9 protein-coding genes are annotated in these 13,253 nt (G+C 60.8%); 4 read left to right on the top strand and 5 right to left on the bottom strand.

The annotated features are described in order from the left end of the window. The first annotated feature begins 658 nt into the window (after positions 1-658). The 3 genes from AAEZ06_RS26130 (at position 659) to AAEZ06_RS26120 (ending at position 5,279) form a co-directional block, all read left to right on the top strand. Positions 659-2,233 carry a flavin monoamine oxidase family protein gene (locus AAEZ06_RS26130; RefSeq protein WP_350616926.1) on the top strand — a complete coding sequence of 525 codons (1,575 nt, stop codon included), beginning with the start codon at positions 659-661 and terminating at the stop codon, positions 2,231-2,233. A 25-nt stretch (positions 2,234-2,258) separates the two neighbouring features. Then, positions 2,259-2,750, top strand: coding sequence for a RidA family protein (locus AAEZ06_RS26125; protein ID WP_149412417.1), 492 nt, complete (start codon positions 2,259-2,261; stop codon positions 2,748-2,750). 69 nt (positions 2,751-2,819) lie between these two features. After that, positions 2,820-5,279, top strand: a complete 2,460-nt coding sequence (locus tag AAEZ06_RS26120; RefSeq protein WP_350616924.1) for a TonB-dependent receptor plug domain-containing protein — start codon at positions 2,820-2,822, stop codon at positions 5,277-5,279. A 41-nt stretch (positions 5,280-5,320) separates the two neighbouring features. On the opposite strand, the gene AAEZ06_RS26115 is transcribed toward AAEZ06_RS26120, so the two are convergent. The 5 genes from AAEZ06_RS26115 to AAEZ06_RS26095 all read right to left on the bottom strand — a co-directional run bounded on the left by AAEZ06_RS26115 (position 5,321) and on the right by AAEZ06_RS26095 (position 11,863). Further along, a complete protein-coding gene (locus AAEZ06_RS26115) occupies positions 5,321-6,094 on the bottom strand; it encodes an energy transducer TonB (RefSeq protein WP_149412419.1) in 774 nt (257 codons plus the stop codon). Next, on the bottom strand, positions 6,091-6,537 hold the full coding sequence (gene tolR / locus AAEZ06_RS26110; protein ID WP_149412420.1) for a protein TolR: 447 nt from the start codon (positions 6,535-6,537) through the stop codon (positions 6,091-6,093). The genes AAEZ06_RS26115 and tolR overlap by 4 nt, the downstream gene beginning before the upstream one ends. 14 nt (positions 6,538-6,551) lie before the next feature. Further along, positions 6,552-7,244 (bottom strand): protein TolQ, encoded by a 693-nt coding sequence (gene tolQ / locus AAEZ06_RS26105; RefSeq protein WP_149412421.1) that lies wholly within the window; start codon positions 7,242-7,244, stop codon positions 6,552-6,554. 56 nt (positions 7,245-7,300) lie between these two features. Further along, positions 7,301-9,184, bottom strand: coding sequence for a phytase (locus AAEZ06_RS26100; protein ID WP_149412422.1), 1,884 nt, complete (start codon positions 9,182-9,184; stop codon positions 7,301-7,303). A gap of 162 nt (positions 9,185-9,346) precedes the next feature. Further along, positions 9,347-11,863, bottom strand: coding sequence for a TonB-dependent receptor (locus AAEZ06_RS26095; RefSeq protein ID WP_350616920.1), 2,517 nt, complete (start codon positions 11,861-11,863; stop codon positions 9,347-9,349). Between the two features lie 466 nt (positions 11,864-12,329). Here AAEZ06_RS26095 and AAEZ06_RS26090 point away from each other — a divergent pair, with 466 nt between their 5' ends. Beyond that, positions 12,330-13,244, top strand: a complete 915-nt coding sequence (locus tag AAEZ06_RS26090; RefSeq protein ID WP_149412424.1) for a GGDEF domain-containing protein — start codon at positions 12,330-12,332, stop codon at positions 13,242-13,244. Positions 13,245-13,253 lie beyond the last annotated feature (9 nt).

Raw genomic sequence — 13,253 nt, 5'->3', positions numbered from 1 at the left:
GGGTAAACCGGCAAGGATGCCGGTTTAGCCGCGCTGGGCCAGGGATGGCCCATCGCGGCGACCCACGGAGCAATGCCTTCGTTCGGGTACGCCGAGCCACAGCGAGGCGCCGATAGGTAGGGCAGGAGCGCTTTGGTTACTTTCGTCTGAGCCGGCATTCCGACTTTTCGAAAGTGACACACCGTAAGGGCGTAACCCTAAGCCGCCATTACCGCAGCAACGGATATGTACTCAAAAGCCCCCGAACCGAACCTGCTCCCCAGCCATCCGTAACCTCAATATATGTGTAGATACACATGGCGATCAAGGGTAAGCCCGCTCCCACATTTGTTATATTCCAGCCGAAAAATATAATTAATTTTATGCATCTACATCAATAATATAAATGTCTATTTTTTATAATTAACTTATAACTAATCAGACTTTTACAGCCATCACTTATACAAATACTGTTACATCCATCACCGACCCCCGACCAGGTGGAGGCTCACGCATTGCGTGCTTTTCCGGCCGACACCACCCCACGGTCAATTGCCACATCGACAACCTGAACCGGCTAAAGCCAACCCCGGCACGGTCTTGCGACCTCTGCCCTGGCAACGCTTTGCCCTGAAAAGTGCACTACGGCCACCAACCCCGCTATCTCAAGGAGCGAATCATGGCTTTCACTCGCAGGGAACTGATTTCCCGTATTGCCGCCGTCGGTGGTTATTCCGCCGCCGTCAGCGCCCTCGGCGCCCTGGGGCTGACGCCTCAGGCTGTGGCGTCGAGCTTCACGCCGTTGCAGTTGGGCAACACTGGCAAAGGCAAAAACGTGGTGGTGGTCGGCGCCGGGATTTCCGGGCTGGTCAGCGCCTATGAGCTGCGCAAGGCCGGTTTCAACGTGACCATTCTTGAAGCCCGCGACCGGGTTGGCGGGCGCAACTGGACGCTGCGCCGAGGCACCAAGGTCGACTTCGACGACGGCGTCAGCCAGACCGTCGACTTCGATGACGGACAGTTTTTCAACGCAGGTCCCGCGCGAATTCCCAGCCACCACCAAACGATCCTTGGCTACTGCCGTGAGTTGGGGGTGGAGCTGCAAGTGCTGGTCAACAGCAGCCGCAACGCCCTCGCCCTGCCTGATGTCAAACAGCCGGCGTTCCAGTTGCGCCAGGCGGTCAACGACACCCGCGGGCAGCTCTCCGAGTTACTGGCCCGTACCGTCAGCCGCAAGGCTCTGGACCAGGACTTGAGCGTCGATGATCGCAAGGCGCTGCTCAATTTCCTCAAGGTCTACGGCGACCTCAACGCCGACCTGCAATACAAGGGTTCGGTGCGCTCCGGCTACACCCGCATCCCCGGTGCCGGTGATCAAACAGGCCTCACCCGTGCGCCGCTGGAGCTGCAAACCCTGCTCAACCCCAAGCTCTGGGGTGCATTGGTGTTTGATGAAATCCCGGAGTTTTCCTCGACCATGTTCCAGCCCGTGGGCGGCATGGACCGGATTCCCGAGGCGTTCTACCAACACCTCAAGGACGCCGTGCGCCTCAACGCCGAAGTCAGCGATATCCAGACGGCAGAGCAAGGCAGCCGCATCACTTGGCGCGACCGCGTCAGCGGCAAGGTCCAGACCCTGAGCGCCGACTACGCCATCGTCACCGTGCCCCTGCCATTGCTGGCCAAACTGCCGAGCAACTTCACCACACCGTTCAAACAAGCGATCCAGTCCGCGCAAAGTGATCAGGCCAACAAGGTCGCCTGGCAGGCGCCGCGCTTCTGGGAAACCGACTTCAACATCTACGGCGGGTTGTCTTATCTCGATCACGAAGTCAAAGGCTTGTGGTACCCCAGCGACCGCCTGAACAGCACCCAGGGCATTCTGGTGGCGGCCTACAACACCAGCGAATCAGCCCAGGCTTTCAGCAAAAAATCCCTCGCCGAACAGTTCGCTTCCTCCCGCCAGGCCGTGGAACTGCTGCACCCCGGCCACAGCGCCAAGCTGCAAAAACCGGTGGCGATCAATTGGTCGAAAGTCAGCTACAGCAAGGGGCCCTGGATCGTCAACGACGAGGTCGGCGAAAGCGCTTATCAGATTCTCAACCAACCCCAAGGCCGTACTTACCTGGCCAGCGACGCCCTCGCCCATGGTGGTGTTGGCATCTGGCAGAACAGCGCCGCCGACTCGGCGCGGCGCATCGTCTCGCTGATCGGCCGTCACGCCGAAATCCTGCAACCGGGCGTTGCTGCCTGATATTTCTCACTCAAGGACTGAACCGATGAAAACCTTAATCGCAGGACTGCTGATGACCGCCACCACCCTCGCCGCCCACGCCGACGACATCAAGCGCGTGCCACTGCCCAACTCCAACTTCCCGATTTCCCTGGCCGTGTCGGTACCGCCGCAAACCGAACTGCTGTTTGTCAGCGGCCTGCTCGCCGACCTCCACGACCCCAAGGCGCCCAAGGATTCTTTCGCCGCCTACGGCGACACCGCGACCCAGACCACCTCGATCCTCAACAAGCTAAAAGGTGTGCTGCAAAGCCAGGGCCTGGACCTGGGCGATGTGGTGCAACTGCGGGTGTTCCTGGTGGGCGATCCAATCAAGGGCGGCAAGCTCGATTTCGCCGGTTTGCAGCAAGGCTATACGCCGTTCTTTGGCAGCGCCGAACAACCGAAAAAACCGGCGCGCACGGCCGTGCAAGTAGTGGCGCTACCGTTGCCCGGTGGTCTGGTGGAAATCGAGGCCGTCGCCGCCCGCAACCACTGACAGCGCCTGGGTATGTTCTTGCCCCTCGCCACAAGTTAACCACCCCCGAGAACAAGGAACTTCACTCTCATGCAGAGCCGTCCTTTACTGCTGCCGCTATCCATCGCGTGCGGCCTGGCTTCTTTCAACGTTGAATCCGCCGAAAGCCGTTCACCCACCCTCGACACCGTGGTGGTCACCGGCAACCGTGGCACCGAGCAGCGCACCGTCACCACTAGCCCGACGCCCATCGACGTGATCAGCGCCGATCAATTGCGTGCAGTGGGAAAACCCAGCCTGCTGGAGGCCTTGGGCAAGCTCATCCCCTCCTTCAACTTGCCCGACCGCGCCGGCTGGGATGCCAGTGGCGTGGTGCGCTCTGCCACCCTGCGCGGCCTAACCGCCTCCCATGTGCTGGTGCTGGTCAACGGCAAACGACGGCACACCAGCGCCACCCTGAACATCAACGGCATCAACAGCGGTGCGGCCCCCAGCGACCTGGACCTGATCCCGGTGGCGGCCATCGACCACATCGAAGTGCTGCGCGACGGTGCGGCGGCGCAGTACGGTTCGGATGCGATTTCCGGGGTGATCAATATCATCCTCAAACAGACCACCGGCGGCAGCTCCGACACCACCTTGGGCCAGAACTACGACGGCAAGCGCGGCACCGGCCAGGAAGCGCTGAATTATGGCTTCCAGGTCGGCGAAGCCGGCGTGCTCAATGTGTCCCTCGACACCCGCTACCAGGAGCGTGACAACAAGGCCGGCAGCAACGGCTACAGCAGCCATTACTACCCCCAGGCCGATGGCTCGCCGGACCCGCGCGAAGCCGGCGCCAGCCACCATACCTACAAGGGTTATGGCTCGCCCCGCAGCCAGTTGGCCGATGTCGCCTATAACCTCGACCTACCGCTTAATGACGACCTGACGCTGTACTCATTTTCCACCCTGGCCACCCGCGAAAACAACGACGGCCAGAACTTCCGCTTGCCCAACGGGCGCAACACCATCACCACCGGTCCCAATGGCTATCCCGATGGCTACAGCCCGTACTGGCTGGTCAACGAAACCGACTTCCAATCAGCCTTCGGCGCCAAGGGCGATGACCTGGGCGGTGGCTGGGCCTGGGACCTGAGCAGCACGTACGGGCGCAACTACGCCAAGCAGCGCACCTACAACAACCAGAACCCGTCGCTGGGGGAAAGCACGCCCAACAAGTTCACTTCGGGGGTCTACATCGCCGACCAACTGACCAGCAACCTGGATCTGAAAAACAGCTACGAGATCGGCCTCGCCAAGCCTTTGGATGTAGCCTTCGGTTTCGAGCATCGGCGAGAAAGCTACGAGACCCGCGCCGGTTCCGAGGCTTCCTATATCGACGGCGGCTATGTGTTTCCAGTCGGCCATCCACGAGCCGGACAACGTCCTGACCCTGGCGCGCAAGTCACCAACGGTATCAGCCCCGAAGACGCGCAGAAGGTCAGCCGCAACAGTGTCGCCAGCTATATCGACCTGGGTTTCTACCCTACCGAACAGTGGTACGTCGGCGTCGCCGGTCGCTACGAGCATTACAACGAAGGCGTCGGCGGCACCCGCAGCGGCAAGCTAAGCACCCGCTATGCGTTCAACCCGTTGTTCTCGGTGCGCGGCACCCTCAGCAACGGTTTTCGCGCACCGTCCCTGGCTAACGAGATATTCACCGCACGCTCCACAGGTTTCGACACCATCAATGGCGTCTACCAGTCCTATAACTACGTGATCCTGCCGGTAGACTCGGCCGGCGCCCAGGCCCTTGGCGCCAAGTCACTGAAACCCGAACGCTCCACCAACTTCAGCCTGGGTTTTGCCTTGACCCCCAGTAACGACCTGAGCCTGACGGTGGATGGCTATGTGATCAACCTGCGCGATCGCCTGGTGCTCAGCGAACGCTTCCAGGGCCCCGGCGTCGCCGCCCTGCTCGACAGCATCGGCGTACCGGCCACCGCCGGCGCCCAGTACTTCACCAACGGCGCCAACACCCGGACTTCAGGCGTCGACGTGGTGGGCAACTACCGGCAGAACCTCGACCAATACGGCTCGGTCCGGTGGACTGCCGCACTGAACTACAACCACACGCAAATACTCAGCGTCAACGACACCCCGGCACAGCTCAGCGCCCTGGGCGACTTCCAGCTGCTGGGGCGCCAGTCACGGGCCTTGATCACCAAGACTTCCCCCAGCAGCAAGATGATCTTTTCTGCCGACTGGGCCATCCACGACTTCGACGTCAACCTGCGCCTGACCCGCTACGGCACCTACACCGAGGTCAACAGTTCCAGCGATGCGAGCCTGGACCGTAAGTATTCGGCCAAATGGATCACTGATCTGGACGTGGCCTATGCGATCAACAAACAACTGACGGTGGCGGTTGGGGCGCAAAATTTGTTCGACAAATACCCGGACCCTATCGGCGTGAAAAACTCTTCGTTCGGTGATAACTGGGGCAGCTATTCACCGTTCGGGTTTACCGGGGGGTATTACTACAGTCGGGTGCAGTATGCGTTCTAGCAACTGAAGGCTATATCCCGGGGTATGTGAACCTGAACTGTTTACTTGATCCGGTAATGGAAGGTATTGCGCACCGCCGGCACCGACACGGCTTTGCCATCCACCACTCGCGGCTGGTAGCGAAAGGTATTAGCCGCCGCCAGTGACGGGCGGATAAACAGCGGATGGCAGCCATCCAGCACCTTGGGGTTCTCCACCTTGCCTTGTGGGTTGACGGTGTATTGCACCGAGCAATCGCCTTCGATGTTTTTGTCCAGGGCACGCTCGGGGTAATCGGGAGCTTCCTTGCTCAGGGGCAGGTATTGGCGGCTGTCGGCAACAGCTTGGGCCGCGGCTTGCTGGCGGGCATGGTCAGCGGCTAGGCGCGCTTGTTGCTGGGCCTGTTCCTGGGCCACGCGCTGCTGTTCAAGTTCGTGGTTGCGCTGCTCGGTTTCCTGCTGTTGGCGTTGCTGTTCGAGCTTTTTATCCGCGACCCGCTTGTGCGCCAGGGCGGCCTTTTCGAGCTTTTGCGCCTGGACTTGCGGATCGACAACGGGTTTTACCGGCACCGAAACAGCCGGCTCCACGGGTGCTGGCTCAACGGCCGCAGGCATTTCGGGCAGCACCGGCGCCGGTGCCAGCATCACCAACTGGGTATGCATCACCGAAGGCGGCTCAACCGAGGGTTTCTCGGGCGACCACCCCAGCATCAGCAACGCCAGCACGACGACGTGCAACGCCACGGCCAAGCCTGCCGCCAGGCTGTTTTTCCACAAGCCAGCAAACTCGCGCGGCGCCACTGTCAGACAAGGACTGTGCATAATCATCGCCGTCATTGCGGGGCCTCGGTCACCAGCCCCAGGTTGCTCACCCCGCCTTTGTGCAACACCGCCATGGCCGCCACCACGCGACCGTAACCGGCGTCTTCATCGGCGCGGATATAGACCTGGGTGTCGCGCCGCTGCGCGACGATCTGCGCCACCTTGGCGCCCATGTCGTCGAGGGTCACTGCGCTGTCGGTCTGGTGCTTCGTGTCGAGTTCACCCCCCAGGTTCCAGTAGTAGCCGCCGTCGGCCTTCACCGACAGAGTAAGGATCTGCTGACGGGTGTCGGTGGCCAGTGCCTCGGCGGCGACCTTGGGCAACTCGATCTTCACGCCCTGGGTCAGCATCGGCGCGGTGACCATAAAGATCACCAGCAGCACCAGCATCACATCGATGTAGGGCACTACGTTCATTTCCGCCTTGGGCCCGTGCTTGCGTTGCGGCCTGACTAACATCGCGATGCTCCTGTTCAGGCGGCCGCAGCCAGGTTCATTGGAGTGCCGCGCAAGGTGCGATGCAGGCGCACCTGCAATTCATTGCCAAAGGCGTAGTAGCGGGTCAGTAAGGTCTGGCTGCGGGCAGCAAAGCGGTTATAGGCGATTACTGCCGGAATCGCCGCAAATAGGCCAATGGCCGTGGCAATCAGCGCTTCAGCGATGCCTGGAGCCACTGTCGACAACGTCGCCTGTTGCACCTGGGACAGGCCAAGGAAGGAATTCATGATGCCCCACACGGTACCGAACAGGCCGATATAAGGGCTGACCGAACCCACCGTGGCGAGAAATTGCAGGCCCTTCTCAAGCTCCACTTCCTGTTCGCTGATCGCCACTTGCAGCGCCCGCTCCACCCCTTCGAGCACTCCATCGTCATGGGCCTGCAGATGCTGGAACTCCTGAACCCCGGCGATAAAGATCGGCGCGACGCCGCCGTCTGTGTCTTTCAACGTATCCCGGTACAACGGCAGCACATCCGACGCACCGCGAAAGCGCTGCACAAACTGGTTCATCTGGCGCTCCATACGGCGCAAGACGCTGGCGCGCTGGATGATCAGGTACCAACTGAGCAGCGATGCCAGAAGCAACGTGAGCATGACGGCCTTGACCAGCAGGCTGGCGTCACTGATCAGGCCCCAGATAGTCATGTGTTCCAGAGTGGCGTGCATGGTGAACTCCTTGAGCAGTTATTCGATAAAAAACGTGTGACCGGTTGATGACACGATCAAGGCAATTTCAACGCTTTGGTGACCTGGTCCCAGGGCACGAACTTGAAGTTCTGGGTCTGCTCGGGCATGCGCTTGCGTCCGTCCTGCACCACCAGCATGCCCTGGCTCCAGGGCCCGCCGAGATTAATCGCAGTGACTTCCAGACCGTCTGTTTCCGAAGCGCCATCAATACCGGCTAGCGCATTCAGGCCGACGCGAAATGCACCGTGAGAGGCAAACGGTGGTTCGGCATCCAGCACCAGATAGCTGTCATTGCCTTGGCTTGAAATCACCAGGTAGTCGCGTTTAGCGCTCTGATACAGCGCCAACCCTTCGACATCTGCCTGCAATTGCGCGCCGACCTTGATCACACTGGTCAACTGCGCCGGCTGATCGGAGCGAGCATCCACCGCCCATACGCCAACATCTTCTTCGCCGATGAACAAACGCTGGCGCTGATCGTCGGCCACGCAACCTTCGGGCTGGCTGTCGACCTTGAACTGGCGCACCAACTCACCCTGCACCCGGCCATCCGGCGCGCTCAGGCGGTATTGCAGGAAGGTACCGTCCTTGTCGTTGGCGATTGCATAGATCTCGCCGCTGGCCGGCTGGAACAGGCAAATGCCGTAGATGGCCTTGAGCGGCGTGGCAATCTCACCGGCGACCCGCAACTCACCACTGCTGCGGTCGATACTGAACAGGCTGAGGCTGTTGTGATCGCGATTGCTCGCCACTGCCAGGTCGACGGTTTGTTGACCAAGCTTGAAACTGGAGCGCACGTCGACGTTGTTCAGGCGACCCACCGCAAGCTCCTGCAACAGCTTGCCGTCGAGGTCATAGGCCAGCAGGCCCTGTTTCTTATTGGTACCCAGCACGCGGCTTTTGGACGGGTGCTCGGGGTGAATCCAGATCGCCGGGTCATCGGCGGCATCACCTTGACGCCCCACGGGTTCGCTCTGGCGGATCGCTGCGACTTCGGGCAACACCGGCGCCAACGGTACGGGCTTGGCTTGCCAATTGATTTCGCCCTGGTACAAGCGACTGTTGCCATCGTCACGCAGCAGCACTTGCAGGCCGTTGGCCGTCGGCTGCAGAGCTAGGTTTTCCGGTTCTTTCAAGCCAGGCAACGGCAACGACCCTTGGGCAACCCAGCGTTCGCCTTGCTGCTGGTAAAGATGTAATTGTGCAGCTTTTGGATCGAGTGCGATGACACCACCGGGCACCAGCGCCATGGCGCCTGCTTCCTGTCGAGCGTTGTCGATAATGGCAACTGGCATGCGGGTTACATCGGCTTCCGGATGCGCCGGGTAAGCCCACCAACCGACATTTTTTTCATTGACCAGCAGTTGCTGGGCGCCGTCATCCACTTGGCAGAACTGTGCCGACGGCGGCAACGGCAAACCCCGCACGCGCTGCGGTTGTGGCATCAGCATCGCGCCATTGCCCACCAGCCATTGCTCGCCCTTGCCCTCCTCGCCTACCAGGAACAGGAACAGGTTGGCCACCGAATCGCGATACAGGCACAGGCCGTTGACCGGAAAATCTCGGGTTGGCAGGTACACCGGCGCGCCCCAACGACGGCCGGCCGGGTCGAGACTAACCAGCAGCGCTTGCTGGCGATCATTGTCCAGGCTCGCCACCAGCACCTGTTGGCCAGCGGTGCGGCTGTCGAGGCTGGTGAAGGAGCCTTTCAGGTGTGCCAGTTCACTGCCTTTGGCATCAAGTAAAAGCAAACCATCGCGTTCGCTGGCGGCCAGGCGTTCCGGGCTGTTTGGCAAGAACCCCAGGGACTGGACGTCGAGCGCTGGCCCCCAGGGGGTCAGGGTCAAGTCGCCCGCCAGGGCGTGGCCGTAGGTCAAGCTGATCAGTGCAGTCAGCAGGTAATGCTTGGAAATTTTCATGAACGGGCAAAATCCTTGTTAAGCAAACGCTGCCCCCTTGAAGGAGCGAACTTGCTCCGGGCGGCGTTCCGACGATGGTCATGAACGATGGCGCGGGCTGTCTGGATGCCTGCGGTGTGGCAACGTTTTTCGCGAGCAAGCTCGCTCCTACAGGGGGAAATCTTAGAAATGGGTAAAGGTCAGGCCCAGCTTGTAAGTCGGCCCGTACTCTTCGTACTGGCCGTTGTAGCTGCGGTGGCCGGTGTAGACGAAGTACGATTCATCGGTGAGGTTCTGCGCCGCGAAGCTGACCTGCAGGTTTTTGGTCAGGGAGTAGCGGGCGCTGAAATCGACAAAGGTCTGGGCATCGACATGCAGGTCGTGGGCCTTGTCGTTGATCGACGCCAATTCGTAGAGGTAAGCCGACTTGTAGTTGGCCGACAGGCGCAGGCTCAGCTTGTCGTCTTCCCAGCCGAGCATCAGGTTGCCCACTGTGTCCGACTGATTGGGCAGGTTGATACTGCGCTTGCGGTTGCTGCCACTGGCGGTGTCGAAGCCTTCGATATCGGCACTGGAGCGGCTGAAGGTGCTATTGGCGCCGATCAGCAGGCCATTCCACGGCGCTGGCAGCCAGTCGAATTTCTGCGAGTAGGCCAGTTCCAGCCCATAGAGCTTGGCTCTGTCGCCGTTGGCAAAGGTATGGGCCTCGGCAAAGTTGGTCCAGGCGCCGGTGCCCGCCAGGTCGGTGTTGTAGACGAAGTTCTTGATGTCCTTGTAGAACACGAACGCCGAAACGGTGCCGGCGCGGCCCATGTAGTGCTCGATGCCAAGGTCCAGGTTGCTAGACTCCAGAGGCTTGAGGTCCGGGTTGCCGAAGGTAGCCTCGTCATCATCAATGACAAAACCCGGCGCCAGTTGGCCAAAGGTTGGGCGTACCACCGCCTTGGTCCAGGCCGCGCGCACCTGGGTATTTTTATCCAGTTGGTAACGAGCATGCAGGCCCGGTAACCAGTGGTGATAGCGGCGTTTGGTCTCGGTGTCGCTGAACTGGCCGTCGGTGGCGCCAGTGCCCTTGGCTTCGAACTCGGTACCTTCGTAGCGCAGGCCGGCGATAAAGCGCCAGTCGTCGATATCAATGGTGTTCATCAGGTAACCGGCGTTGATGTCTTCACTGATGGTGAAGTCGTTGACCCGCGATTCGGTGGCGTCATAGAAGTCCGCCGGGTTGAGGCCGCCGATTAACTGTTTGATACCGCTGCCACTGATGCCTGGACCGAAACGGCCGAGGCGATAATCGACATTACCCTTCTGGAACTGGGTCAGGTTGAGTTGTTCGTCAGTGAAGCCAAGGTCGTCGAAGTCTTCATAGACCCAGGCTTCCAGGTCGTTGTCCTTGTCGCGGCGGCTGACCTTGCCACCGAACTTGACCTGGGACGCGTAGCCGCTCAGGTCATAGTCGCGGGCCAGGTCCAGGCGCAGGTTTCTCTCGGTGTCGGTGGTGCTCTGCTTTTCCCAGTCGACCTTGTCCAAAGTAAAGTTGTTGGGGTTGTAGAAGCCCTCGCCGATGATCGGCCGTGGCTTGTCCTTGTCATAGAAACCGCTGTCGGAAAAGTCACCGCCGTCGAACGAGGCGCTGGCGATATGACCAGGGCTGTCTTCACTGGACTGGCTGTAACCGGCCTGGCCGCTAAGGGTCCAGAGGCCGAACATGCGTTCGCCACCGAACACGTAAGACTGGATTTCCTGGGTTTCCTCGCGTTGCTTGAGCTTGCGCTTGGCCTCGGCGTCACCCAGTTCACCGGCCGCCAGCGGGTCGGCGAATTCGATGCTGGTGGAGTTGCGGGTCTCGCTGTCCTTGTAGCGACTGTAGAGGGTGCGCAGGTAGTAGCTGCTCAGGTCGTCGGGCTTGTAATCGAAGTTCAGGCCACCGCCGGCGCGTTCGCGGCTGATGTCGTAGTCGCGCTGTTCGAACTCCTTGAGTTTGGCGCCTTGTTCAAAGTCCCAGGCGCCACCCGTCTCGACGTTGTCCGAACCGAAATCGCGCTTCTGCCAGCTGAGGGCTGCGGCCACGCCGAAGTTGTCGATGCCGTCGCCGAGGCTGAAACGGTCGCTGGCGGCACCGGAGAATTTCGGGCTGGTCTGACGGGTGTTCTTGTCATAGCTGGCTTCCGTGCTGCCGGTATAGAACAGGCCCTTGTGGTCGAAGGCCGAGAGGCTTTGCACATCGATGGTGCCGCCCAGGGAATTGGCGTCCATGTCCGGGGTCAGCGTCTTGATCACCGACAACGATTGCACCAGCTCCGAAGGCAGCACATCCAGGGCCACGGCGCGGCGCGCGCTTTCCGGGGACGGCACCAGGGTGCCGTTGATGGTCACGCTGTTGAGGTCCGGGCCCAGGCCACGCACGCTGACAAAACGCCCTTCGCCCTGGTCACGCTCGACGCTGATCCCCGGCAGGCGCTGCACCGCTTCGGCGACGTTTTCATCCGGCAACTGGGCCACGCCGTCGGCATGCACCACGCTCTTGATGTTGTCGGAAGAACGCTGCTCCTTGAGCGCCTGATCGATGCTGGCTGCCAGGCCGACCACGTCGACGTGTTCGGTGTTGGCCACGATGTCGGCAGCGTTGAGCCGTTCACTGGCAATCGCCAGGGCCAGAGCAGTGAGCGTAAAACTGACGAGCCCGGTGCGCTTGTACATGAAGTCCTCCCCAAGAGTCCCGTTACGCCAGGCAAAGGGCCCGGCAACTGGGAGGGCAAGCTAGGGCTGGGGGATGACGATTCTGTGACAGCCAACGGCGGTGCGCGGTGTAAAACCGGGATTTGGAGATGTTTATGGGTGAAAGTGAGCTGAAGTGACCTCGATTTAATGTAAGCGTACACCTCGTACAGCCAGGCTATTTCTCGTAGCAGTTGGCCGGTGCGACTCGGTGCTGGTGTCTGGCTTGATGGCTGCGGTGCGGCCAACGTAGCCTCGCTGGGGCTCGACAACTGCTACAACGCCAGTTCCAAATAACGATGGTTATCGCAGGTAATCCGGTGCCCATATTTGATCGGTCTTCGCCATTTATCCCATGAGCTGATTCGACCTACCCCAACGTCACCCAACTGTCACATCCATCTGCTGTGCTGGCGTCCATCGCTTGACCGCCCAAGGACCCCGGCCCATGTTTTACGTACTCAAACCCCACCGTTGGAAACTGTCCCTGCTGCTGATCGCTGCTAACCTAGGCCTGCTACTGCACCTGGCCTGTGGGGAGTTGAAAAGCGTCAGCGAGTGGGTCTGGCTGGACATCATCGGCGAAGGCGGTTCGGCCCTGCTGGCCCTGCTATGGCTGGGGTTGGTGCTGAAAAGTCGCCCGACCGGGCGGGTCACCAATTACCTGGCATTGGGCCTTGGCTGCATCTTCTTTTCCTGGTGGATCGACAGCCTCGACGAGTTCATTCGCCTGCCCGACAGCATCACCTGGGATCACTGGCTGGAGTCGGGGCCGATGCCGGTGGGCATGGTCCTGCTGACGCTGGGCATCTACCACTGGCACCGCGAACAACTGGCGATCAGTGCGCAGATGGAGAAACGCGAGCGGCTGTTTCGCGAGCACCGGCTGTTCGACAAACTCACGCCACTGGGGGGCGCCGATTACCTCAAGCGACAATTGGCCGACAGCCTTGAGCAAAGCCAGGGCCAGCAACAGCCGCTGTCGTTGGTGGCCCTGGACCTGGACAACTTCGCCGCCATCAACCAGGCCTATGGGCATGCCGAGGGCGACGCGGTGCTGCAAGCCCTCAGCCATTTGCTGCTGCTCAACCTGCGCCGCCAGGACTTACTGTGCCGTTTGGCCGGTGACCGCTTCGTGGTGCTGCTACCCAACACTGGCGAGCGTCAGGCCCAGGGGCTGGCCCTGGAACTGCAACAGGCGGTTCGCGGCCTGGCCCACAAAACCCGGCAGCACGGCGAACGCCTGCAACTGTCGGCCAGCATTGCCGTGGTCATGGCCCTGAAGGAGTCGCCGCAGGACTTGCTCAAGCGCCTGAACATCGCGCTCGCCAGAGCCAAGCAGCGCCTGGCGAAAAGCGCCTGAGGCCCAACC

This window comes from Pseudomonas sp. HY7a-MNA-CIBAN-0227 (assembly GCF_040310325.1).
Classification (GTDB): domain Bacteria; phylum Pseudomonadota; class Gammaproteobacteria; order Pseudomonadales; family Pseudomonadaceae; genus Aquipseudomonas.
Note: the sequence above shows the minus strand (reverse complement) of the source record. Positions and strands in the feature narration are given on the sequence as shown.

Excerpts from the sequence above, each read along its gene's own strand:
- AAEZ06_RS26130 (WP_350616926.1), top strand. The coding sequence starts at position 659 with ATGGCTTTCACTCGCAGGGAACTGATTTCCCGTATTGCCGCCGTCGGT.
- AAEZ06_RS26125 (WP_149412417.1), top strand. The coding sequence starts at position 2,259 with ATGAAAACCTTAATCGCAGGACTGCTGATGACCGCCACCACCCTCGCC.
- AAEZ06_RS26120 (WP_350616924.1), top strand. The coding sequence starts at position 2,820 with ATGCAGAGCCGTCCTTTACTGCTGCCGCTATCCATCGCGTGCGGCCTG.
- AAEZ06_RS26115 (WP_149412419.1), bottom strand. The coding sequence starts at position 6,094 with ATGACGGCGATGATTATGCACAGTCCTTGTCTGACAGTGGCGCCGCGC.
- tolR (WP_149412420.1), bottom strand. The coding sequence starts at position 6,537 with ATGTTAGTCAGGCCGCAACGCAAGCACGGGCCCAAGGCGGAAATGAAC.
- tolQ (WP_149412421.1), bottom strand. The coding sequence starts at position 7,244 with ATGCACGCCACTCTGGAACACATGACTATCTGGGGCCTGATCAGTGAC.
- AAEZ06_RS26100 (WP_149412422.1), bottom strand. The coding sequence starts at position 9,184 with ATGAAAATTTCCAAGCATTACCTGCTGACTGCACTGATCAGCTTGACC.
- AAEZ06_RS26095 (WP_350616920.1), bottom strand. The coding sequence starts at position 11,863 with ATGTACAAGCGCACCGGGCTCGTCAGTTTTACGCTCACTGCTCTGGCC.
- AAEZ06_RS26090 (WP_149412424.1), top strand. The coding sequence starts at position 12,330 with ATGTTTTACGTACTCAAACCCCACCGTTGGAAACTGTCCCTGCTGCTG.